Here is a 20,051-nt window from a genome sequence, read left to right as displayed (position 1 = left end):
GCGGTGCGCCGGTCAGTCGGCCTGGCCGACGACGGCGTCCAGCGCCCGTCCGTCGAAGCAGGTCCGGGTCCCGGTGTGGCAGGCGGCGCCGACCTGGTCGACCCGGACCAGCAGGGCGTCGCCGTCGCAGTCCAGAGCGAGCGACTTGACCCACTGCACGTGGCCGGAAGTGTCGCCCTTGCGCCAGTACTCCTGCCGGGAGCGGGAGTAGAAGGTGACCCGCCCGCTGGTCATCGTGCGGTGCAGCGCCTCGTCGTCCATCCAGCCCAGCATGAGCACCTCGCTGGTGTCGAACTGCTGGACGATCGCGGCCACCAGGCCGGCGCTGTCCCGCTTGAGAGACGCCGCGAGACCCGCGGGGAGCGGGCCGGCGTCGTGCGCCGAATCGGGGACGGCAGAACCCGGCGCGGCGGAAACCGGGACGGAATTTTCCGGGGCGTTTAGCTGGTCGTCGACCGGGACGGGGGCGGGGGCGGGCTGCTCAGACATCAGCTCAAGTCTAGTGCCTCCGCGCCCGCCGCTGCCCGGCGTTGCGGGCACCGCGCTTAACATCGCCGCCGAAAGCGCGTTGCGGCCGAAACCACGGCGCTTCCTGTGCCCAGAGGCGCGCCTCTCGTGCTAGTTTCACAAGTGATGCATTTCGTCGAACCGTCCCGAGAAGTTCTGGCCGAAACCCTGCTGGCGGCCGGTCCTGACTCCCCCACGCTCTGCAAGGGCTGGCAAACCCGTGATCTTGCAGCCCACCTCTACCTGCGGGAGCGCAAAGCCCGTGTTGGCCTGGGGCTCCTGATCAAACGGCTGTCCAAGGCCTCGGATGAGGCCACGGCCGAGCTCGCCGCCACGGTCCGGACCCCGGAAGCCTACGCGAAGCTGGTCAACACCTTCCGCGCCGGGCCGCCCGCCCTATCCCCCATGCGGATCAAGGCCCTGGACGAAAGCTCCAACCTGATCGAGTACTTCGTGCACACGGAGGATGTCCGCCGGGCGGTGGACCGCTGGGCGCCCCGGGCCCTGGACGAGGCTTACTCGGACGCACTCTGGGATGAACTGATCAAGCGCGCCGCCATCCTGTACCGCGGCGTGGACCTCGGCATCGTGCTGGTGCGCCCATCCGGGCCGCGGCATGTTGCCAAGCGGGCCCCCGTCTCGGTCGCGATCGTGGGCGAACCGGGTGAGCTCCTGATGCACGCGCATGGCCGGACCCGGCACGCGCTGGTGACCTTCGAGGGCCAGCCGGACGCCGTCGCGCTGCTGCAGTCCGCCGAAGTCGGACTCTAAGCTCGCGCTTAACCAAGCAACGCGGGGTCACATCGCGCCCATTTCCCCCTTCGGGATGGGCGCAATGTGACCCCGCGTTGCTTTATCAGGCTGGGGGTTAGCGGACTTCGAAGCCTGCCTCGCGGATGGCGGCTTTGACCTGGGCGATCATGTCGAGCGGCCCGAAGTGGAACACCGAGGCAGCGAGCACGGCGTCCGCGCCCGCAGCTACGGCCGGCGGGAAGTGCTCGGGCCTGCCGGCGCCGCCCGAGGCGATCAACGGCACCTTCACGCTGGCGCGGGCCAGGCGGATCAGTTCCAGGTCGAAGCCGTCCTTGGTGCCGTCGGCGTCGATCGAGTTGAGCAGGATCTCGCCGGCGCCGCGGTCGGCGGCCTCGCGGGCCCAGGCCAGGGCATCGATGCCGGTGCCCTGGCGGCCGCCGTGCGTGGTGACCTCGAACCCGGACGGTGTCGGCTGCGAGCCGGGACGGGTGCGCCGCGCGTCGAGGGAAAGCACCAGCACCTGCGAGCCGAAGTGCCGGGTAATCTCGTCGATCACCCCGGGCCGGGCCACGGCCGCGGTGTTGATGGCCGCCTTGTCCGCCCCGTAGCGCAGCAACTTGTCCACCTCGGCCACGCCGCGGACGCCGCCGCCTACGGTCAGCGGGATGAAGACTTCCTCCGCGGTGCGCCGGACGACGTCGAAGGTGGTTTCGCGGTTGCCGGAGGACGCGGTGACGTCCAGGAAGGTCAGCTCGTCGGCGCCGCCGTTGTCGTAGCGGTGCGCGAGCTCCACCGGGTCGCCGGCGTCGCGCAGGCCCTCGAAATTGATCCCCTTAACCACCCGGCCGGCGTCGACGTCCAGGCACGGGATGACACGGACGGCTACGGACATGGCTGCTCCTGAACTGGGCTCACAAATGATGGGCTCACGGATGATGGCTTCACGGACGGGCCGCGCTAGATCCGGCAGGCGTGGATGCTGCTGACCAGGATGGCGCGGGCCCCGAGGTCATAGAGTTCGTCCATGATCCGGTTGGTGTCCTTCTTCGGCACCATCGAGCGGACGGCCACCCACTCCGAGTCGCGCAGCGGCGAGACGGTGGGCGATTCCAGTCCGGGCGTCAAGGCCGCGGCCTGCTCCACGAGTTCCTTGCGGATGTCGTAGTCCATCAGCACGTACTGCCGGGCCACGAGCACACCCTGGAGGCGGCGGATCAGCACTTCGGTGGCCGGGTTCTGCTCGCCCTTGCGGCCGATCAGGACCGACTCGGAGTTCAGGATCGGCTCGCCGAAGATTTCCATGCCGGCGGCTTTGAGCGTGGTGCCGGTTTCGACGACGTCGGCGATCGCGTCCGCGACGCCGAGCCGGACGGAGGATTCGACGGCGCCGTCGAGCCGGACGACCTTGGCGTTGATGCCGCGCTGGGCGAGGTAGCCGCGGAGCAGCCCGTCGTAGCTGGTGGCAAGGCGCTTGCCTTCGAGCTGGTCGATGGCGGTGAAATCCCCCACCGGGCCGGCGAAGCGGAAGGTGGAGGCCGCAAAGCCCAGCGGCAGCAGCTCTTCGGCTTCAACCTCGGCGTCGAGCAGCAGGTCGCGGCCCGTGATGCCGACGTCCAGGGTGCCTTGGCCGACGTACACGGCGATGTCACGGGGGCGGAGGAAGAAGAATTCAATGTCGTTGTCCGGGTCCACCATGACCAATTCGCGGCTGTCGCGGCGCTGGCGGTAGCCTGCCTCGGCAAGCATGGCGGAGGCGGCTTCGGACAGGGATCCCTTGTTCGGGACGGCAACTCTCAGCATGGGAAGTTCTTTCTGGTTAGGAAGTCATCGGTGCAGGCACAGCGGGCCACGCGGTGCGCCGGTCCCCCGGACAAAGGTCCGGGGGAAGGCGCGACGTGGCTAGAGATGCTTGTAGACGTCTTCCAGGCTGAGTCCTTTGGCGAGCATCAGAACCTGCAGGTGATAGAGCAGCTGCGAAATTTCTTCCGCGGCGGCCTCATCGGATTCGTACTCGGCAGCCATCCAGACCTCCGCTGCTTCCTCCACGACTTTCTTGCCGATGCCGTGGATTCCGGACTCCAGTTCGGCGACGGTGCGGGAGCCCTCCGGGCGGGTGGCTGCCTTCTCACTCAGTTCTGCGAACAGCGACTCGAAATTCTTCACACCCTCCAGCCTACTTGTTCACGGCCGGAGCACGCCTGCCGGGCCCTTGCATGACGGCCCGGATGTGAGCGAATACACAGCTTAGGAGTACTGCTTGAGCGTGACGGCGGTGGCCAGCGCGGCGGTGACGGCCTCGTGGCCTTTGTCCTCGGTGGAGCCGGGGAGGCCGGCGCGGTCGATGCCCTGCTGCTCGGTGTCACAGGTCAGCACGCCGAAGCCGACCGGCACGCCGGTGCGGACGCTGACCTCGGTCAGGCCGAGGGTGGCGGCTTCGCAGACGTACTCGAAGTGCGGGGTGCCGCCCCGGATCACGACGCCGAGCGCCACGACGGCGTCGAAGTGCGGCGCCAGCCGGGCTGCCGCGACCGGCAGTTCAAAGGTTCCGGGGACGCGCAGCACGGTCGGTTCGGTGATGCCGGCGTCCTTGGCGGCGCGCAGCGCGCCGTCGAGCAGGCCGTCCATGATCTTGGTGTGCCAGCTGGCGGCCACGATGGCCAGTTTCAGCCGTGAGGTTTCGTCGGGCTGGAAGGTGGTCAGGTCAATCTGGGGTGCGCCGTGGCCGCTCATGGGAGCTCCTTGCTGTGGGAGGTGTCTGGGGGTGCTTGCTTGGGGGTGCTGCGGGAGGGCTCAGCCCTGTTCGTGCTCGAAGCCGAGCTGTCCGGCGGCGGGCGCGGCGGGCTCCATGTCGAGGACCAGCCGGTGGTCCATCCGGTCCTTCTTGGTCTGCAGGTAGCGGAGGTTCTGTTCCCGGGAGGGCACCTCTGTGGGGACCATCTCGACCACCCGGACGCCGGCCTGGGCCAGCCTGTCCTGCTTGTCCGGGTTGTTGCTCAGCAGGCGGATCTCGTGCAGGCCCATCTCGGCGAGGATCTGGGCCGCTGCCTTGTAGCAGCGGGCGTCCACCGGCAGGCCCAGCTGCTCGTTGGCCTCGACCGTGTCGAAGCCGGCCTCCTGCAGGGCATAAGCCTTGATCTTGTTGGCCAGGCCGATGCCGCGGCCTTCCTGGCCGCGCAGGTAGAGCAGCGTGCCGCCGAATTCGTGGATCATCTCCAGGGCATAGGCCAGCTGTTCGCCGCAGTCGCACCGGTAGGACCCAAACACGTCCCCGGTGAGGCATTCGGAGTGCAGCCGGACCAGGGGGGCCTGGCCGTCCGTGGCCGGCAGCGGGGAGCTGACGGCGAGGTGTTCGGCGCCGGTGTCCAGATCGGTCCAGGCCTGCGCCACGAAGTCGCCGTACGCGGTGGGCAGCTGGACGATTGGCCCGCCGCTGACCGGATGCGGCTGCTGTCCCGGGGTGGCCGGCTGCGCTTCAGAAGTCGTCATTGTCTCTCCTCAATCCAGGTGTCAGGCGGATGCCGCTGCGTGGCTGCCGGGGTTACCGGCCTCAAGGTAAGCCACCAGGTCGGCAATCGAGATCAGCGGGCAGCCATGTTCGATCGCGAAACCGCGAAGTCCGTCCAGCCGCATCATTTCTCCGTCGTCGTGCACCAGCTCTGCAATTACGCCCACGGGCTCCAGGCCGGCCAGCCGGCACAGCTCAACAGCCGCCTCGGTGTGGCCGGGACGCTCCCGCACACCCCCCTTAACGGCGCGGAGCGGGAAAACATGCCCGGGACGGGTCAGCGAATTTGGCTGGCTGGTCGGATCGGCCAGGATCCGGGCCGTCAGGGCCCGGTCGGTGGCCGAGATTCCGGTGCTCACGCCCACCGCCGCGTCGCACGAAACCGTGTACGCGGTGCCTTTGGAGTCCTGGTTGATCGCCACCATCGGCGGCAACGCCAGTTCGTCCGCCCGTTCACTGGTCAGCGGTACGCAGATGACGCCGGAGCTGTAGCGGATGGTCCAGCCCATCAGCGCCGGGGTCGCGTGCTGCGCGGCGAAGATGATGTCGCCTTCGTTTTCGCGGTCCTCGTTGTCGACCACCAGCACCGGCCGGCCGGCGGCCATGGCGCGGATCGCGTCTTCGATCGGGTCCAGCGCGGCGGGCGCGTCCACGGCGAGTCCGCGGTTCTCCTGCAGCCGGCTCATGATGCGGCCGCCTGGCGGTGCGCAGCCTCCGGGCGGGGCGTGGCGGGGGCGAAGGCGAGCAGCCGTTCGGTGTACTTGGCCAGCACGTCCACTTCAAGGTTCACGCGGGCGCCGATGGACTTGGCGCCCAGGCCGGTTTCGGCCAGGGTCGTCGGGATCAGGCCGACTTCGAACCACGGCGCCGGCTCCGGCGCCGGGCTCACGGCCGTAACGGTCAGGGAGACGCCGTCGACGGCGATCGAGCCCTTCTCCGCGATGTAGCGGGCCAGCCCGGCCGGCACACCGAAGCGCAGCCGGTCCCAGTTGCCGAGCGGCTCGCGTTCCAGCAGTTCGCCGACGCCGTCGACGTGCCCCTGCACGACGTGGCCGTCGAGCCGGCCGCCGGCCTGGACGCAGCGCTCGAGGTTGACCGGATCCCCGGCTGCCAGCCCGCCGATGGTGCTGCGGACCAGGGTCTCGCCCATGACGTCGACGCTGAAGTCCGCGCCGTCGATGTCCGTGGCGGTCAGGCAGACGCCGTTGACGGCAATCGAGCCGCCGTGGGCCAGTCCCTCGGTGCTGCCGGGGGCGTGCAGGCGCAGCGTGGCGCTGGTTTCGCCGTCGCGCTCGACGGAGAGCACCTTCCCCTGCTCGGCGATAATTCCGGTAAACATCAGTAGCCTCCTGCGGCGGTGTCCGCGTCGCTGCGCGGGGTGGAATCGGATGAAGTGTCAGTGGCGGGGCGCAGGTGCAGCCGCAGGTCGCGGCCCAGCATCCGGACGGCGCCGCCGGAGGCCTGGTCCCAGTCCCAGTGCTGGGCATCGGCGAGGGTGCCGATGCCGAGGTCCTCCAGGGCCGGTGTGCCCGAGCCAAGCAGCGTCGGGGCCAGATAGACGATCAGCTCGTCGACGAGGCCCGCGGCGAGGAAAGCGCTCAGGATCCGCGAGCCGCCTTCGACCATGAGGTGCCGGACGCCGGCGTCGAACAGTTGGTCCAGGGCCTCGCGGGGGTCCCGGGTCGGCAGGTGCAGCGCCTTGCCGTCGCCGCCGTTGACGGCGGCGCCGTCGGGAATCCCGCGCAGGCCCATGACGGCCCGCAGCGGCTGCTTTTCCGCGGCTGCGCCGTCGGGGGTGCGGGCCGTGAGCCGCGGGTTGTCGACCAGGACCGTCTGCGTGCCGACCAGGATCGCATCGATCCGGCCCCGCAGCGCGTGGTTGTCGGCGAGCGACTCGGGGCTGGAGATCCACTGGCTGGTGCCGTCGCTGGCCGCGATCCGGCTGTCCAGGGTCTGGGCGATGTGCAAGGTGACGAAGGGCCGTTTGGCGGCGACGGCGTCGAACCAGCGCCGGTTGAGCTCGAGGGCTGCGACGGCGCCCAGGCCCGACCGGACCCTGACACCGGCGGCGCGCAGGGTGGCCGCTCCCCCGGCGGCGGGATCATGCGGGTCGTCGATGGCGTAGACGACGTCGGCCACGCCGGCGTCGATGATGGCCTGGGCGCAGGGGCCGGTGCGGCCGCAGTGGTTGCACGGCTCGAGCGTGACCACCATGGTGGTGCCGGTCAGGTCCAGCCCGGCCGCCGCGGCCTGCGAGATCGCGTCGGCCTCGGCGTGGGGGGTGCCGGCGCCGCGGTGGTGGCCGGTCACGAGGGGTGTGCCGTCGGGCCCGATAATGACGGCGCCCACCAGCGGGTTCGCACCCCGCGGGCCCTGCGCCGCGGCGGCGAGGGCGGCATCCATGGCGGCCGTCTCGGCGGCGCTGAAGCCGGCGGCGGCGAAGCCTTCCTTGTCCGGTTGTTCCTGCGGCCCGGCGGCCGCCTGCTGAACGCTCATTTGCCGCCCGCCCGGTCCCGTAGGACCGCGGAGTCGGCGAAGAGCCATCGCAAGGGGTTCATGTCTGTCGTTCCTTCCCTCAAGAACCGCGATGGCTCCGGGGGTATACGACAGCGCAATTCCGCGGCGCCGTGAGGGCTCCGCAGTAACAGCTGTACGTGCTTCTCTCATCCAGACTTTAACTGTCGGTACCGGAGTTCCACCGGTTCAACCGTCCGCCGTCATCCTTCCCCAAGGGAAGAGTGCCGGCTCGCGGGTCGCGGACTATAACCGCCGGTTCGGACTTACACCGACCCCGGAGCACGTATGTGTGTAGCTATTCTGACACAACCGGGCGGACGGCCCGGCTATTCCCGCGGAACGGACGGTACAACGTTCGTCATGTTCCGGCGGGCTAGCGGCTGCCCGCGGCCCGCAACCGCCCGATCGCATCCGCCGGGTCGTCTGCGCCGTAGACAGCGGAGCCGGCCACAAAGACGTCCGCCCCGGCCTCGGCGGCACGCCAGATGGTCTTCTCCGTGATTCCGCCGTCCACCTGGATCTTGATATCCAGGCCGGAGGCGTCGATTGCCGCCCTGGCCCGGCGGATCTTGGGCAGCGTGAGGTCCAGGAATTCCTGGCCGCCGAAGCCGGGTTCCACCGTCATGATGAGGATCATGTCCAGCTCGCCGAGCATGTCCAGGAACGGCTCCACGCCGCTGCCGGGCCGCAGCGCCAGGCCGGCCTTGGCGCCGCGGGCGCGCAGCTCGCGGGCCAGTTTCACCGGCGCGATGGATGCTTCGGCGTGGAACGTCACGGAAGCCAACCCGGCGTCGGCGTAGGCAGGCGCCCAGCGGTCGGCGTGCTCGATCATGAGGTGCGCGTCCAACGGGATCGGGCTGACTTCCTGCAGCCGCTGGACCACCGGAAGCCCGAGCGAGAGATTGGGCACAAAATGGTTGTCCATCACGTCCACGTGCACGGCGTCAGCGGTCCTGATCTTGTGGAGCTCGGACTGGAGGTTCGCGAAGTCCGCCGAAAGGATGCTCGGGTGGATGCAGCAATGGGCCATGGATTTCCTTGTCGTTGCGCTGGTCGGAAGGTCAGGTAACTGGTGCCAGTATGGCCGAAGCTCAGGCTTTCTTGTGGATCAGCGCCAGGAACATGGCGTCCGTCCGGTGCCGGTGCGGCCAGAGCTGGGCAGTGAGGTCGTGGCCGGCCTCGAGGTGGCCGGTGAGGCTCACCGCGTCGAGGGCCGCGCCGGCGTCGAGCAACTCGAGGTCGTCGCGCTTGCGCAGCGCGTCGCTGACGACGGCGGTGGTCTCGGCCGGGTGCGGGGAACAGGTCACGTAGGCCACCACACCACCGGGCTTGACCGCATCCAGGGCCGACTTAAGCAGTTCCCGCTGCAGCGGGCCGAGATCGACAAGGTCCTTGGGGGTGCGCCGCCAGCGCGATTCCGGGCGGCGGCGCAGTGCGCCCAGTCCGGTACAGGGTACGTCCACAAGCACCCGGTCGAAGCTTTCCGCCATCTCGGACCCGACCTCGCGGCCGTCGCCGGTGCGGACATGCCAGACCTCGTGCGGGACGGCGGCGAGGGCCTGACGGACAAGTTTCGCGCGGTGCGGCGCCGGCTCGTTGGCGAGCAGGGTGGCGCCGTGCTGCCGGGCCAGGGCGCCGAGCAGGGCTGCCTTGCCGCCGGGTCCGGCGCAAAGATCAAGCCAGCGTTCGCCGCCGGCCTGGCTGCCAGGGCCGCCGACGGCGCTTTCGGCGCCGCCCGCGCCGGTTCCCGCAGCAAGGTCCACGGAGGCCAGGGCGCGCGCCACCAGCTGCGAGCCGACGTCCTGGACCCGGGTGCTGCCATCCCGCACCGAGGCGAGCCGGCCAAGGTCGCCGCCGCTGGAGAGCGCCGAACCTTCCACGAGCTCGCCGGGTGTGGCGCCGCTTTCGAGGGCTTCGTCGAGGCTGCCGAGACCGGGCAGCGCCACGAGGTTCACCACGGGCGCGGCGTTGTCTGCCTCAAGGAGGTCGTTGATTTCGGTCACCGGGCGGCCATGCGCCACCAGGGACTGCCGGAAGGCGCGCACGATCCACTCGGGGTGGGCGTAGCGGACCGACGCCACCTTCGTCTCGTCCGGCTCGTCGCGAAGCAGCAGCTCCAGCCACTCGTCCAGCGTGTGCGCGGAGACCTTGCGGAGCACGGCGTTGATCAGGCCGGAGGGGCCGGCGCCGATCACGGCGCGGGCCAGGCCGACGGTCTCGTCGAGCGCGGCGTGCGCCGGGACCCGCATGGCCAGCAGCTGGTGCGCGCCGATCCGCAGGGCGTCGAGGATGGCCGGGTCCAGCTGGTCCAGCGGGCGGTCCACGCAGCGGGCAAGGATCGCATCATAGGTGCCCTGGCCGCGGAGGGCGCCGTAGCTGAGCTCGGTGGCGAAACCGGCGTCGCGCTTGTCCAATCCGTGATGCCGGATCCGGGCCGGCAGCACGAGGTTCGCGTAGGCGTCCTCGGCGGCCACCGCACGCAGCACCTCAAAGGCGACCAGCCGCGCCGGGTCGGCTCGACGGCTGCGCTGGGAGGGGGCGTTTTCGGTGTAGCTGCGCTGCGGTCCGCGGTTCCGTTCGCGTCCCTGCGCGTTCCGCTTCACGCCGCCCCGGGGGCCCTGGCCGCCGCGGCCGCCGGACCCCTGGCCACCGGACCCTTGTCCGCCGGATTGGGGGCCCCTGGCCCGGCCGCTGCCATTTGATCCGGATTCGCTCATTCGAAGACCACGCTTTCCAGTGTTGCCTGTCCGCGCGCCCAGTCGGCGGCGGTCATCATTTTCTTGCCCGAAGGCTGGACCCGGGTGAGCTCAACGGGGTGCGAGCCGGTCCCGACCAGGACGGCTTTCCCGTCGAGGGCCAGGTGTCCCGGGCGCAGGGCCGGAGCCCCGGGCCGGAGCAGTACCGGTTCGAGCTTGATGCGCTGTCCGTCCAGCGTGGTCCAGGCCCCGGGTTCCGGCGTCACTCCGCGGGCGCGGCGTCCGATCGCGAGTGCCGGCTGCTGCCAGTCGAGCCGGCCGTCCTCGAGGGTGAGTTTCGGGGCCAGGCTGATGTCGCCCTGCTGCGGCACGGCGGTGGCCTTGCCGGCGTCGACGGCGGAGAGTGTCTGGGTCAGCAGCACGGCGCCGCTGTGCGAGAGTCGGTCCAGCAACTCCCCCGCGGTGTCCGTGGGCCGCACCGCCTCGGTCAGGGTGCCAAACACGGGTCCGGTGTCCAGGCCCTCTTCGAGCCGGAAAGTCACGGCGCCGGTGATGTCGTCCCCGGCGATGAGTGCCCGCTGAACAGGCGCAGCCCCGCGCCAGGCCGGCAGGAGCGAAAAGTGCAGGTTGATCCAGCCGTGCCGGGGAACGTCCAGGGCCGCCCGCGGAATGAGTCCGCCGTAGGCGACGATTGCGGCAACGTCGGGCGCGGCCGCCTCGATCCTGGCCGTCACTGCCGCATCGACCTTGGCGGCATGGATGACCTCGATGCCGAGCTCCGCGGCGCGGGCGGCGACCGGCGAGGGCGTCAGGACGCGTTTGCGGCCCAGCGGTGCGTCCGGCCGGGTCAGGACGGCGACGACGTCGAAGCCGGCCGCGACGAGGGCGTCCAGCGAGGGGACGGCGACGGCCGGGGTTCCCGCGAAGAGGACCCTCACTGGCCGGTTCCGAAGGAGGAACCCGCGCCGAAGCTCGAGCCGACGGTCTTGGCGCGCTTCGACGTCGTCTGCTCGGTGATGGAGTCGTAGTTGGCGTTGCGGATGGCGCGCAGGGCCGCTTTGCGGTCCTCGCCTTCGAGCCGGTCGGTGAAGAGGATCCCGTCCAGGTGGTCCGTTTCGTGCTGGAAGACCCGTGCGAGCATGCCCTCACCTTCAAGCACCACCGGGTTGCCGTGCACGTCGACGCCGGTGACGCGGGTGCTGCGGCGCCGGCGGACTGGGAACCCCAGTCCGGGAATGGAGAGGCAGCCTTCCACCTCGTCCGGCTGGAAGTCTTCGCTGTTCTCCAGCACCGGGTTGATGATGTGGCCCTCCACCCCGCGGATGCGGTAGGTGAAGACCCGCTGGCTGATGCCGACCTGGGGTGCGGCCAGGCCGGCGCCCTCCACGTCCTCCATGGTTTCGGTCATGTCGGCAACGAGCTTTTCCAGCTCAGGCCCGAATTCCGTCACGGGATCGGCAACTGTGCGCAGCACCGGGTCCCCAATGATGCGGATATTCAAAATGGCCATGGGCAATCTGTCCTCACGGTGGGCTGCTTGGGATCCCATCCAGTTTAGTGGCAGCCTCGGGTTTCCGGCTCAGCGGGCCACCGGCGGCGCGATCGGCAGCAGGGCTGCTCCGGCGGCCGAGGTGTCGGCGGACATCTCCCAGACGCGGCGCAGCGCGCAGAACTTCCACCAGTGATGCTTGAGCACCTCCGGGTTGGCCCGCTGCGGCCGGACCTCGGTCTCGCCGATGGCCACCGCGAGGAGGATCGGGGAATCGCCGTGCTGCCAGGCTTCCCACTCCCCTGCCACCGGGTCCACGAGGCTTTCCTCCGCCTTCATGCCGGCCACCAGCTGCATGACGACCTTGTCGTCGAGCGGTTTGACCGTGCCGTCCCGGCTGGTGCCCTTGGTCTTGTAGTCGATGAGGCAGGTGCGGCCATTGATCTTGGCCACCAGGTCAAGGGTTCCGGCGTAGCCCACGGTCTTGTTCCAGACCGTGATCTCCGGGGCTATCGGCTCCACCTGGAACAGTTCCCACCACTCGTCGAAGCGCGCGGCGAAGGCTTCCTCGCCGTTGGCCGCGAGGGCCTCACGGGTTTCCTTCATCTGGTGCGGCCGGCCAAGCGCCCGCAGGGCCACCTGCTCGCAGTAGTTGTGCACGCGGTCGCCACGCTTGGCGGCGTCGTCCCGGTGCGTTTCGGCTGCCTTCGCCGCCCGGCTTACCGCCTGCCGCACCTTGGCCGGGCTCCCCAGGATCGCCGGCAGCGAGGGATCCGCCGCGAGGCTGCTCGCACCCATGTAGCCGAACCAGCCGTCCAGGCCGTGGGGCTGCTGGCCGATCACGGTGGTGATGGAGGGTACGGAGAACTGCTCGGACGTGGAACGTGCATACATCCGGCCGTAGTCGGTGGCGTGGGCGAGAAGCGGGGCGGTCATAAAAAGACTCTTTCACAGGGGTCGGACGCTCTAGGGAAAACAAAATGGCCCGCCCCGCTCTGTGAGCGGAACGGACCATTTTCCAGGTGGGCGATACTGGGTTCGAACCAGTGACCTCTTCGGTGTGAACGAAGCGCGCTACCACTGCGCCAATCGCCCCGGTGCCATTGAATGCTAGCCCACCCCGGCGGAATATAGAAATCGGCGCTCCGGATGCCGGGCGGACCCCCTCGGCGATCCGGCCTGGCTGCGCCCGTTGGACGAAGACGGCCGCTTTCCGGGGTCGTTTGGCGGCCACGATTGGCGACTCGGTGGGGCGGGGCGGAGGGCAGGTCGGTGCCGGCCCGGACCGCGCCCCGCTTGACGAAGATGGCCGCAATACGGGTCGACTTAGCGGCCGTCTGCGGCAATCGGCGGATCCGGCTCGCCCCAACGATCCGCAGGCCTTCCCCCGGCACCGCTCCTTCGCTGAACGCGTCTGCCTCCGCCGTCGTCGTCGGACACCATGTCCGCCGCCCCGCCCAGGCGACGTGAGAACGGGGGCGAATTACACCCCTGTAATTAGCAAAATCCCCTAGATTGCAGGGAAGAAGGGGGGTACGGTGGTGCCGGACGCGGCCCGATTTGTAGATTCCCTGAACCTCCTATAGAGTTCTTACTCGTTGGAACGCGAGGAAATGCCGAATACGGCAGGGAATCGCAGGCAACAATGCGGACGTAGCTCAGCTGGTAGAGCACCACCTTGCCAAGGTGGATGTCGCGAGTTCGAATCTCGTCGTCCGCTCGCAGGACACTGTCACGGCAACGGTTCTTCGGAACTGTGTCTACACGGTGGGTTGGCCGAGAGGCGAGGCAGCGGCCTGCAAAGCCGTATACACGGGTTCGAATCCCGTACCCACCTCGGTGAAAACCCTGGTTTCCGGTTCCGGCTGGATGCGAAAGGGGCGATTGGCGCAGCGGTAGCGCGCTTCCCTGACACGGAAGAGGTCACTGGTTCGATCCCAGTATCGCCCACCAAAGCAAGGCAACTTGCTTGATCCAGTACCACCGGCCTGCCGGAATGGACTAAAAATGCGGACGTAGCTCAGCTGGTAGAGCACCACCTTGCCAAGGTGGATGTCGCGAGTTCGAATCTCGTCGTCCGCTCTGTCGTTTCACCAGATTCACACAACTCCACTCCGGATCCTTCCGGTTGCGGGCGATTGGCGCAGCGGTAGCGCGCTTCCCTGACACGGAAGAGGTCACTGGTTCGATCCCAGTATCGCCCACCGTAAAAGCAGCTCCCTTGGGGCTGCTTTTTTCGTTCCCCTTCCCACGGCCCCGCACAGAGTCTTTCTCCTCTGGGCGTACACCCTTGGCACGTCCCCACCCGGCGGTTAGGATCGGAAGCGCTAGGAGCGATCTGGCTCCGCGACTGAAGGGAGGTGCCCGTGGGTTTACTTGACGATCTAAAGGGCAAGGCTCAGCATCTGATTGGTGGCAACGAACAGGCCATCAAGGACGGCATCGAAAAGGCGGGTGATTTCGTCGATTCGAAGACCGGCGGAAAATACGCCGACAAAGTAGATTCCGCCCAGCGAGGCGCCTCCGACTTCGTGGACAACGCGGACGGCCGGCCGGCAACGGCCCCCGTCGCAGAGCCGCACGTCGCGGGTGAGCCACCAGTCGCCGGGGAACCCCGGCAGCAGGGCCTCTGACCCAGGTACGTCAGCGAGGTGCCGGTCCCGCCGCGAGGCGGCGCCGGCACCTTTGTCGTTTAACGACCGACGCGGGGTCAGCCCCAACTGGCTCGCAGTAGTTGTCGTTTTGAGCCCTCAAAACGACAACTACTGCGAGTTAGTTGGGTTCCTACCGCGGCCGGGGCTAGGACGGCTCGTGGTTCTGGCCCTCACGGGCGAGGGCGGTGAGCCGGGACACGGCACGGAAGTACTTCTTCATGTACCCGCCGGTCATCATTTCCTCGGTGAAGAGCTGGTCGAACGGCACGCCGCTGGCCAGGATCGGCACGTCCTTGTCGTACAGCCGGTCCGCCAGGACAACGAAGCGCAGCGCCACGGCCTGTTCGGTGATGGTCTCGACGTTGCGCCACACCACGCCGTCGATCCCGTCGATCAGCTGCCGGTAGCGGCTCGGGTGCACCCCCGCCAAGTGGTTGATCAGGGTGCTGAATTCATCCTTGGCCACCGTCTGGCCGTCGAACTCCGCCTGCATATGGTGCGTAAGCTCGTCGTTGCGCAGCGGCGCTGGCGCCTTCGGCAGGCCGCGGTGGCGGTAGTCCTCGCCGTCGATCCGGACGACGTCGAACTGGTCCGCCAGGACTTGGATCTCGCGCTGGAAGTCGACGGCGGCGAAGCGGCCGTCACCGAGGGAGCCGGGCAGGGTATTGGACGTTGCGGCGAGCTTGACTCCGGCGTCGGCGAGCTCGCGCATCAGCCGGGACATCAGCACCGTGTCACCCGGATCATCAAGCTCGAACTCATCGATGCAGACCAGCTTGTAGTGGCTGAGCGCCTCCACGGTCTTGCGGAACGACAGCGCCCCCACCAGGTTGGTGTACTCCACGAAGGTGCCGAAGGCCTTGGGGCCCGGGGCCGCGTGCCAGAGCGAGGCCAGCAGGTGGGTCTTGCCGACGCCGAAGCCGCCGTCGAGGTAGATGCCCGCCCGCGAGGTGTCCTTCTTGCCGAAGAGCCGCTTGAACAGGCCGTCGCCGTCCCGGGAACCGACACCGGCGGCAAAGCTTTGCAGGGCATGCACCGCGTGCGCCTGGCTGGGCTGGGCCGGATCCGGCCGGTAGCTGGCGAAGGACACCCCGCCGAAGCGCGGCGACGGATAAAACCCGTTGAGGAGTTCATCGACGGAAACCGCCGGGGTTCTGGCGGCGAGCTGTTCGATCTGTACCAAGGTGGTCCGTTCTGCTGGTCTCGTGTCCCCAGAAAGAATACCGGCAAAGGCCGGGTTCCCTTCCGGGCGCGGGAACGGACGTGACCAAGGCCATATTTCCGCGTATGTAGGCCCGGGAAGCAATCCCGCCGGGGCGTGGTTAGTGTGGAGGCAGACCCGGCGCCGTGTACCACCCCTGGCCCGGCCTCCCAAAAGCCCCAGTGAAAGGCCCACTTCATGCCCTACCCGGTTGAGCAGAACGAGAAATTCAGCGCCTACGCCCACCCCGAACGCCTGGTTTCCACCGAGTGGCTCGCGGCGGCACTTGAAGGCGGTGCGCTCGACGGCGGCAAACTGGTGGTCGTCGAGTCGGACGAGGACGTGCTGCTGTACGAAACCGGCCACATCCCCGGCGCGGTCAAGATCGACTGGCACACCGACCTGAACGACGAGGTCACCCGCGACTACGTGGACGGTGAAGCCTTTGCCGCCCTGGCCGCCGCGAAGGGAATCTCCCGGGACAGCACCGTGGTGATCTACGGCGACAAGTCCAACTGGTGGGCCGCCTACGCGCTGTGGGTCTTCACCCTCTTCGGCCACGAGGATGTCCGGCTGCTCGACGGCGGCCGCGACAAGTGGATCGCCGAGGGACGCCCGATCACCACGGACCGGACAGTGCCCGCGACGGGCGACTACCCCGTGGTCGAGCGCAACGACGCCCCGATCCGCGCCTTCAAGGAGGACGTGCTGGCGCACTTCGGCAAGCCGCTGATCGACGTCCGCTCGGCCGAGGAGTACACCGGCCAGCGCACCCACATGCCGGCTTACCCGGAAGAGGGCGCCCTGCGCGGCGGCCACATCCCCACCGCCGCGTCCATCCCCTGGGCCCGCGCCGCAGCGGAGGACGGCACCTACCGCAGCCGCCCCGAACTCGAGGCCCTCTACCTGGGCGAGGCCGGGCTCAAGGAAGGGGACGACGTCGTTGCCTACTGCCGGATCGGTGAGCGTTCCAGCCACACCTGGTTCGCGCTGAAGTACCTCCTGGGCTTTGATACCGTCCGCAACTACGACGGGTCCTGGACCGAGTGGGGAAACGCCGTGCGTGTCCCGATCGTCAAGGGCACCGACCGTGGCACCGTTCCGGCCGGATTCTAGGGGCAGTCACCGGATCCGACCGGGACACAATCGCCGCCCGTGCGTAAGCTGGGACTGATGAATACTTCTGCCCTCCCGGCCGCCCTCGCGGAAATTGTTGACGACTTCCAAGCCCTCGAAGAAGCCGAGCGGCTCCAGCTGCTGCTCGAGTTTTCCCGGGAGCTGCCGGATCCTCCGGCGCGCCTCCAGGACCACCCGGAGCTGATGGAGCAGGTGGTGGAATGCCAGTCGCCGCTGTTCCTGACGATCGAGACGGAACCCGGCGTCGACCGCCAGTCCGGCGGCGCACCGGAGCGCGTGCGCTTGTTCTTCAAGGCTCCGCCGGAGGCCCCCACGACGCGCGGTTTCGCCGGCGTGCTGCACGAGGGCCTCGACGGGCTTAGCCCGGCGGAGATCCTGGCCGTCCCGGACGATATGCCCGAACTCCTCGGCCTCACGCGCGCCATCACTCCCCTGCGGATGCGCGGTATGACGGCGATGCTCGGCCGGATCAAGCGCAAAGTCGCCGCCCTGCCGCAGCAGGGCTGAGCCGGTCCCGTGGCCCGCAAACAGGCATCCCAGGGAACCCCTGCCACCGCGGCACTCGCGGCGGCCGGGGTTTCCTTCGTTGCGCACCCCTACAGCCATGACCCCGCCGCGGCCAGCTACGGACTGGAGGCCGCCGAGGTACTGGGGATCGACCCCGCCCGGGTGTTCAAAACCCTGGTGGTCGACGTCGACGGGCGCCTCGCCGTCGGCGTCGTGCCGGTCAGCGGCAACCTGGACCTGAAGGCGATGGCGGCGGCCCTGGGCGGCAAGAAGGCCGCGATGGCGGACCCGGCGACGGCGGAGCGCCGCACCGGCTACGTCCTGGGCGGCATCTCCCCGCTGGGACAGCGCCAGCCCTCCCCCACCGTGGTCGACGAGAGCGCGTTGGAGCTGGAAACCATCCTGGTCTCGGGTGGCCGCCGCGGCCTGGACCTGGAGCTCAGCCCGGCCGAACTGATCCGGCTGACCGGCGCGAGCACGGCCCGGATCGGCACCTCCAACCACCGCTAACGGCTCCGGCGGTGGGAGCCTTAGCCCGCGGGTGACGGCCGGGGCGCGAGCTGCTGCCGGAGCCAGGCCGTGACCAGCGACTCCCAGCGCTCCGGGTCGACGTTCCATTCCTTCGTGTGCCGTGCCGTGCTGAACGCTTCGAAGGTCACCATCTCCGGATTCTTCTCCGCCAGGTCCGCGGACGGGCCGTAGGGAACGTATTCGTCGTCGACGGAGTGCAGGATCAGCGTCGGTGTCCGTAGCTCCACGGCACGGGAGACCCAGTCCATCGCCTTGAGGTCCACGGGGGCGGCCAGGCCGGTCAGGCGGCGGCCCAGCGGGTGGCTCATCATTAACTGCCCGTAGCGTCCGACGGCGGAGGGGATCCGGTTCAGCTCGGCATGGTGCGCCAGGACATTCACCCAGTTAATCACCGGGGCGTCCAGCACCATGGCCCGGATCAGGTGGTGGTACCGGGACAAATCCGCGGTCTGCAGGCAAATCGCGCCGCCCATGGACCAGCCGAAGAGCACCACCTCGTGCGCCCCCTGCTCCAGCGCATATCCGATCGCGGCTTCGACGTCCCGCCACTCGGTGGAGCCCAGGCCGTAACGGCCGTCCGCGGCCGACGGGGCCAGGCCGTCATTGCGGTAGGAGATCAGCAGGCTGGAGAGGCCCAGCTCGCGGGCCACCCGGACGGCGCGCAGGCCCTCCTGCCGCGAGGCGCCGCGCCCGTGCACCATGATCGCCCAGGTGTCCGAGGTCGGCGTCCCGGCCGCCGGGGCGGCCCTGACCTGCCACGCTGGTGCCGTCCCGCCGTCGACCTCAATCTGCACCTCTTCGAACGGCAGTCCGATCGCCGCGGGGTCGGGGTGCACGGCACCGCTCCAGTAGCCGCGGCGCGCCGTGGTCAGGTCCCCGCTGTAGACCGCCTCGACTTCGCGCAGCACGGTCTGCTCCGCGGGCGAGTAGGACAGGATGCGGCCGAGGCGGGCATGGCCGCGGCCGCCGTCGAAAAAGAAACCGTAGACGCCCTCCACGGTGGAATCGGGGGTCGCCTTGAGGATGACCTGCAGGCCTCGGCCCTCTCGGATTACGGCCAGCACCTCCTGGTCCTCCTCGCGAACCCGGACCGGGGTGATGACACGCCGGGCGAAGTAGAGGGCCAGCGCCGAGGACCCGGCGGCGAGCAGTCCGGCTGCGGCGCTTCCGCCGATGATGCCGCCCACCGCCCACCTGGCGTTCCCCTTCAGCCCGGTGTCCAGCACGCCGGTGTCCGGGTTTCCCGCGGGCAGAGCGCGGGAACTGGATCGGGCAATCAGGGTCCGGGGCGTTGGCGGGGCGAGGCGCGGGGTGGATGCCATGGCACCATTCTTACCGAACTCCGGGCCAACCCCGGCATCCGGCGCACGAATACCGCCGCCGGTGCGGGGGCCGGCCCCGGCGCAATGCGGCTAGGCTGGGGGCATGAGCGACCCAATCGTCATCCTGACAGAAGAGCCCCTCGGCGCGGACGACCGTGTCAACATCGAAACCCTCGTGGCGGACGGTGATTCGCCGCTGGTCGTCCTGGTCCCGGCGAACACGGAGCGCCACCTGCTGGTGGACTTCCTGGAGAACCTCTCCATGCTGGAGGTCGCCAAGGCGTTCCGGGAGTTGACTGCCAAGCATCCCGATCCGGCCGTGGAACGGACGGCGGCGGCCGAAACGCTCGCCGCGTCGCTCGCCGCGCTGGGCGGAATCGGCGGAGGCGTGACCGGCGAAGTCGTCGAGGGCCGGGCCGTTGACGCCCTGGTCGCCAAGGTCAAGGAGCTGAACGCCGGGCAGGCCGTGGTGATCACCAGGCCGCACGCCGTCGCGGACACCTTCCACACCGACTGGGCCAACGAGGCGCAGGACAAGCTCGGCCTGCCGGTGCTGCATTTGTACGCCGGATCGGGATTTATCGGGGACTCCTGAGCGTTATTGAGGTCATGAGCATCTTCAGCAACAAGCCCAAAGTCGCGCCCGTCACCTCCCCCGCCCATGACGACGCCGGTTCCGCCGGCGCGCCGGCGGAACAGGTGCGGGCCGGCCAGGCGCCGGTGGAAAAGTCCGACCAGCAGTGGCGCGAGGAACTGAGCCCTGAGGAATACCGGGTCCTCCGCCAGGCCGGAACGGAGCGGCCCTACACCGGAGAGTACTGGGACACCCACACCGCGGGCGTGTACCAGTGCCGGGCGTGCGGCACCGAACTCTTTACCAGCCGGGAAAAGTTCGATTCGCACTGCGGCTGGCCGTCCTTCTGGGCCCCGCTTGCGGATGGCACGGTGCGCTACATCCACGACCGGACCCTGGGGATGGAGCGGATCGAGGTGCGGTGCGCCGCCTGCGATTCGCACCTGGGCCACGTGTTCGAGGGCGAGGGCTACGGCACGCCCACGGACCAGCGCTACTGCATCAACTCCGTCTCCCTGAAGCTCGTCCCCGCGGCAGAGTCCGCCGCCTCCGGCACGGACGCCTGAGCCAGCCCCGGTCCCGCTGGAGCTGGAACGCTGGGCGCAGCCACCATGCCTCAGAGTTCCTTATGCTCAGCCCATTTTTGAGTTAGAGCTTC

General features: G+C 69.0%; 23 protein-coding genes, 6 tRNA genes and 1 riboswitch. Of the genes, 12 read left to right on the top strand and 17 right to left on the bottom strand.

Annotated features, from left to right (window positions below; genetic code table 11):
* Nucleotides 1-12: 12 nt before the first annotated feature.
* Nucleotides 13-489: a phosphoribosyl-AMP cyclohydrolase gene (gene hisI, locus AC1DH3_RS13865; RefSeq protein ID WP_476909549.1), complete on the bottom strand. Its 477-nt coding sequence runs from the start codon at nucleotides 487-489 to the stop codon at nucleotides 13-15.
* A 144-nt stretch (nucleotides 490-633) separates the two neighbouring features.
* Here hisI and AC1DH3_RS13860 point away from each other — a divergent pair, with 144 nt between their 5' ends.
* Nucleotides 634-1,278, top strand: a complete 645-nt coding sequence (locus AC1DH3_RS13860; protein WP_175321717.1) for a TIGR03085 family metal-binding protein — start codon at nucleotides 634-636, stop codon at nucleotides 1,276-1,278.
* 97 nt (nucleotides 1,279-1,375) lie between these two features.
* Here the strand turns inward: AC1DH3_RS13860 and hisF are convergent, their stop codons facing one another.
* The 14 genes from hisF to AC1DH3_RS13790 all read right to left on the bottom strand — a co-directional run bounded on the left by hisF (nucleotide 1,376) and on the right by AC1DH3_RS13790 (nucleotide 12,562).
* A complete protein-coding gene (gene hisF, locus AC1DH3_RS13855) occupies nucleotides 1,376-2,152 on the bottom strand; it encodes an imidazole glycerol phosphate synthase subunit HisF (protein ID WP_476892694.1) in 777 nt (258 codons plus the stop codon).
* 65 nt (nucleotides 2,153-2,217) lie between these two features.
* A complete protein-coding gene (gene hisG / locus AC1DH3_RS13850) occupies nucleotides 2,218-3,060 on the bottom strand; it encodes an ATP phosphoribosyltransferase (RefSeq protein WP_476909548.1) in 843 nt (280 codons plus the stop codon).
* 99 nt (nucleotides 3,061-3,159) lie between these two features.
* Entirely contained in the window at nucleotides 3,160-3,423 is a 264-nt protein-coding gene (locus tag AC1DH3_RS13845) for a phosphoribosyl-ATP diphosphatase (protein ID WP_175321714.1), read from the bottom strand.
* An 81-nt stretch (nucleotides 3,424-3,504) separates the two neighbouring features.
* A complete protein-coding gene (ribH, locus tag AC1DH3_RS13840) occupies nucleotides 3,505-3,990 on the bottom strand; it encodes a 6,7-dimethyl-8-ribityllumazine synthase (protein WP_441418791.1) in 486 nt (161 codons plus the stop codon).
* Nucleotides 3,991-4,050: 60 nt separating this feature from the next.
* Entirely contained in the window at nucleotides 4,051-4,746 is a 696-nt protein-coding gene (gene ribA, locus AC1DH3_RS13835; protein ID WP_476909547.1) for a GTP cyclohydrolase II, read from the bottom strand.
* 21 nt (nucleotides 4,747-4,767) lie between these two features.
* Nucleotides 4,768-5,451: a 3,4-dihydroxy-2-butanone-4-phosphate synthase gene (gene ribB / locus AC1DH3_RS13830; RefSeq protein ID WP_476892696.1), complete on the bottom strand. Its 684-nt coding sequence runs from the start codon at nucleotides 5,449-5,451 to the stop codon at nucleotides 4,768-4,770.
* A complete protein-coding gene (locus AC1DH3_RS13825) occupies nucleotides 5,448-6,104 on the bottom strand; it encodes a riboflavin synthase (RefSeq protein WP_441418794.1) in 657 nt (218 codons plus the stop codon). The genes ribB and AC1DH3_RS13825 overlap by 4 nt, the downstream gene beginning before the upstream one ends.
* Complete coding sequence (gene ribD / locus AC1DH3_RS13820; protein ID WP_476909546.1) at nucleotides 6,104-7,261, bottom strand: bifunctional diaminohydroxyphosphoribosylaminopyrimidine deaminase/5-amino-6-(5-phosphoribosylamino)uracil reductase RibD; 1,158 nt, start codon at nucleotides 7,259-7,261, stop codon at nucleotides 6,104-6,106. The genes AC1DH3_RS13825 and ribD overlap by 1 nt, the downstream gene beginning before the upstream one ends.
* A gap of 154 nt (nucleotides 7,262-7,415) precedes the next feature.
* Nucleotides 7,416-7,569, bottom strand: a riboswitch (FMN riboswitch).
* 86 nt (nucleotides 7,570-7,655) lie between these two features.
* Entirely contained in the window at nucleotides 7,656-8,312 is a 657-nt protein-coding gene (gene rpe, locus AC1DH3_RS13815) for a ribulose-phosphate 3-epimerase (protein WP_441418795.1), read from the bottom strand.
* 61 nt (nucleotides 8,313-8,373) lie between these two features.
* Nucleotides 8,374-9,999: an RsmB/NOP family class I SAM-dependent RNA methyltransferase gene (locus tag AC1DH3_RS13810; protein WP_441418796.1), complete on the bottom strand. Its 1,626-nt coding sequence runs from the start codon at nucleotides 9,997-9,999 to the stop codon at nucleotides 8,374-8,376.
* Complete coding sequence (fmt, locus tag AC1DH3_RS13805) at nucleotides 9,996-10,916, bottom strand: methionyl-tRNA formyltransferase (protein ID WP_476909545.1); 921 nt, start codon at nucleotides 10,914-10,916, stop codon at nucleotides 9,996-9,998. Before fmt ends, AC1DH3_RS13810 begins: the two co-directional genes overlap by 4 nt.
* Nucleotides 10,913-11,488: a peptide deformylase gene (gene def, locus AC1DH3_RS13800; protein ID WP_441418798.1), complete on the bottom strand. Its 576-nt coding sequence runs from the start codon at nucleotides 11,486-11,488 to the stop codon at nucleotides 10,913-10,915. The genes fmt and def overlap by 4 nt, the downstream gene beginning before the upstream one ends.
* A gap of 69 nt (nucleotides 11,489-11,557) precedes the next feature.
* The gene (locus tag AC1DH3_RS13795) at nucleotides 11,558-12,403 is read right to left on the bottom strand and encodes a cytochrome (RefSeq protein ID WP_476892701.1); all 846 of its coding nucleotides are present in this window, start codon (nucleotides 12,401-12,403) and stop codon (nucleotides 11,558-11,560) included.
* A gap of 87 nt (nucleotides 12,404-12,490) precedes the next feature.
* Nucleotides 12,491-12,562: transfer RNA gene (locus AC1DH3_RS13790), tRNA-Val, on the bottom strand.
* Nucleotides 12,563-13,114: 552 nt separating this feature from the next.
* Here AC1DH3_RS13790 and AC1DH3_RS13785 point away from each other — a divergent pair.
* The 6 genes from AC1DH3_RS13785 to AC1DH3_RS13760 all read left to right on the top strand — a co-directional run bounded on the left by AC1DH3_RS13785 (nucleotide 13,115) and on the right by AC1DH3_RS13760 (nucleotide 14,100).
* Nucleotides 13,115-13,187, top strand: a tRNA-Gly gene (locus tag AC1DH3_RS13785).
* A gap of 46 nt (nucleotides 13,188-13,233) precedes the next feature.
* Nucleotides 13,234-13,304: transfer RNA gene (locus AC1DH3_RS13780), tRNA-Cys, on the top strand.
* Between the two features lie 41 nt (nucleotides 13,305-13,345).
* Nucleotides 13,346-13,420: transfer RNA gene (locus AC1DH3_RS13775), tRNA-Val, on the top strand.
* A 56-nt stretch (nucleotides 13,421-13,476) separates the two neighbouring features.
* A tRNA-Gly gene (locus tag AC1DH3_RS13770) sits at nucleotides 13,477-13,549 on the top strand.
* A gap of 50 nt (nucleotides 13,550-13,599) precedes the next feature.
* Nucleotides 13,600-13,671 (top strand) — tRNA-Val (locus tag AC1DH3_RS13765).
* 162 nt (nucleotides 13,672-13,833) lie between these two features.
* Entirely contained in the window at nucleotides 13,834-14,100 is a 267-nt protein-coding gene (locus tag AC1DH3_RS13760) for an antitoxin (RefSeq protein WP_175321703.1), read from the top strand.
* A 166-nt stretch (nucleotides 14,101-14,266) separates the two neighbouring features.
* Here AC1DH3_RS13760 and zapE read toward each other — a convergent pair whose 3' ends face one another.
* Nucleotides 14,267-15,304: a cell division protein ZapE gene (gene zapE / locus AC1DH3_RS13755; RefSeq protein ID WP_441418800.1), complete on the bottom strand. Its 1,038-nt coding sequence runs from the start codon at nucleotides 15,302-15,304 to the stop codon at nucleotides 14,267-14,269.
* 216 nt (nucleotides 15,305-15,520) lie between these two features.
* Between zapE and AC1DH3_RS13750 the strand changes: the two genes are divergently transcribed.
* The 3 genes from AC1DH3_RS13750 to ybaK are packed head-to-tail and all read left to right on the top strand — an operon-like array spanning nucleotide 15,521 to nucleotide 17,476.
* The gene (locus AC1DH3_RS13750; protein ID WP_476892702.1) at nucleotides 15,521-16,438 is read left to right on the top strand and encodes a sulfurtransferase; all 918 of its coding nucleotides are present in this window, start codon (nucleotides 15,521-15,523) and stop codon (nucleotides 16,436-16,438) included.
* Nucleotides 16,439-16,495: 57 nt separating this feature from the next.
* Nucleotides 16,496-16,966, top strand: a complete 471-nt coding sequence (locus tag AC1DH3_RS13745; protein ID WP_441418802.1) for a SufE family protein — start codon at nucleotides 16,496-16,498, stop codon at nucleotides 16,964-16,966.
* 9 nt (nucleotides 16,967-16,975) lie between these two features.
* Nucleotides 16,976-17,476 carry a Cys-tRNA(Pro) deacylase gene (ybaK, locus tag AC1DH3_RS13740; RefSeq protein ID WP_476909544.1) on the top strand — a complete coding sequence of 167 codons (501 nt, stop codon included), beginning with the start codon at nucleotides 16,976-16,978 and terminating at the stop codon, nucleotides 17,474-17,476.
* A gap of 20 nt (nucleotides 17,477-17,496) precedes the next feature.
* Here the strand turns inward: ybaK and AC1DH3_RS13735 are convergent, their stop codons facing one another.
* Nucleotides 17,497-18,819 (bottom strand): alpha/beta hydrolase family protein, encoded by a 1,323-nt coding sequence (locus AC1DH3_RS13735; protein ID WP_476909543.1) that lies wholly within the window; start codon nucleotides 18,817-18,819, stop codon nucleotides 17,497-17,499.
* Between the two features lie 103 nt (nucleotides 18,820-18,922).
* Between AC1DH3_RS13735 and AC1DH3_RS13730 the strand changes: the two genes are divergently transcribed.
* Both AC1DH3_RS13730 and msrB read left to right on the top strand, forming a co-directional pair.
* A complete protein-coding gene (locus AC1DH3_RS13730) occupies nucleotides 18,923-19,414 on the top strand; it encodes a hypothetical protein (protein WP_441418805.1) in 492 nt (163 codons plus the stop codon).
* A gap of 14 nt (nucleotides 19,415-19,428) precedes the next feature.
* Nucleotides 19,429-19,959 (top strand): peptide-methionine (R)-S-oxide reductase MsrB, encoded by a 531-nt coding sequence (gene msrB / locus AC1DH3_RS13725; protein WP_476909542.1) that lies wholly within the window; start codon nucleotides 19,429-19,431, stop codon nucleotides 19,957-19,959.
* Nucleotides 19,960-20,051: the final 92 nt, after the last annotated feature.

It is taken from the genome of Arthrobacter sp. 05L428 (assembly GCF_056397665.1).
This window is presented reverse-complemented; position numbering and strand designations above follow the sequence as displayed.

Excerpts from the sequence above, each read along its gene's own strand:
- AC1DH3_RS13750 (WP_476892702.1), top strand. The coding sequence starts at position 15,521 with ATGCCCTACCCGGTTGAGCAGAACGAGAAATTCAGCGCCTACGCCCAC.
- AC1DH3_RS13825 (WP_441418794.1), bottom strand. The coding sequence starts at position 6,104 with ATGTTTACCGGAATTATCGCCGAGCAGGGGAAGGTGCTCTCCGTCGAG.
- AC1DH3_RS13730 (WP_441418805.1), top strand. The coding sequence starts at position 18,923 with ATGAGCGACCCAATCGTCATCCTGACAGAAGAGCCCCTCGGCGCGGAC.
- ribD (WP_476909546.1), bottom strand. The coding sequence starts at position 7,261 with ATGAGCGTTCAGCAGGCGGCCGCCGGGCCGCAGGAACAACCGGACAAG.
- ribB (WP_476892696.1), bottom strand. The coding sequence starts at position 5,451 with ATGAGCCGGCTGCAGGAGAACCGCGGACTCGCCGTGGACGCGCCCGCC.
- AC1DH3_RS13735 (WP_476909543.1), bottom strand. The coding sequence starts at position 18,819 with ATGGCATCCACCCCGCGCCTCGCCCCGCCAACGCCCCGGACCCTGATT.
- AC1DH3_RS13860 (WP_175321717.1), top strand. The coding sequence starts at position 634 with ATGCATTTCGTCGAACCGTCCCGAGAAGTTCTGGCCGAAACCCTGCTG.
- hisF (WP_476892694.1), bottom strand. The coding sequence starts at position 2,152 with ATGTCCGTAGCCGTCCGTGTCATCCCGTGCCTGGACGTCGACGCCGGC.
- hisI (WP_476909549.1), bottom strand. The coding sequence starts at position 489 with ATGTCTGAGCAGCCCGCCCCCGCCCCCGTCCCGGTCGACGACCAGCTA.
- msrB (WP_476909542.1), top strand. The coding sequence starts at position 19,429 with ATGAGCATCTTCAGCAACAAGCCCAAAGTCGCGCCCGTCACCTCCCCC.
- ribH (WP_441418791.1), bottom strand. The coding sequence starts at position 3,990 with ATGAGCGGCCACGGCGCACCCCAGATTGACCTGACCACCTTCCAGCCC.
- hisG (WP_476909548.1), bottom strand. The coding sequence starts at position 3,060 with ATGCTGAGAGTTGCCGTCCCGAACAAGGGATCCCTGTCCGAAGCCGCC.
- ribA (WP_476909547.1), bottom strand. The coding sequence starts at position 4,746 with ATGACGACTTCTGAAGCGCAGCCGGCCACCCCGGGACAGCAGCCGCAT.
- AC1DH3_RS13745 (WP_441418802.1), top strand. The coding sequence starts at position 16,496 with ATGAATACTTCTGCCCTCCCGGCCGCCCTCGCGGAAATTGTTGACGAC.
- rpe (WP_441418795.1), bottom strand. The coding sequence starts at position 8,312 with ATGGCCCATTGCTGCATCCACCCGAGCATCCTTTCGGCGGACTTCGCG.
- AC1DH3_RS13795 (WP_476892701.1), bottom strand. The coding sequence starts at position 12,403 with ATGACCGCCCCGCTTCTCGCCCACGCCACCGACTACGGCCGGATGTAT.
- def (WP_441418798.1), bottom strand. The coding sequence starts at position 11,488 with ATGGCCATTTTGAATATCCGCATCATTGGGGACCCGGTGCTGCGCACA.
- AC1DH3_RS13810 (WP_441418796.1), bottom strand. The coding sequence starts at position 9,999 with ATGAGCGAATCCGGATCAAATGGCAGCGGCCGGGCCAGGGGCCCCCAA.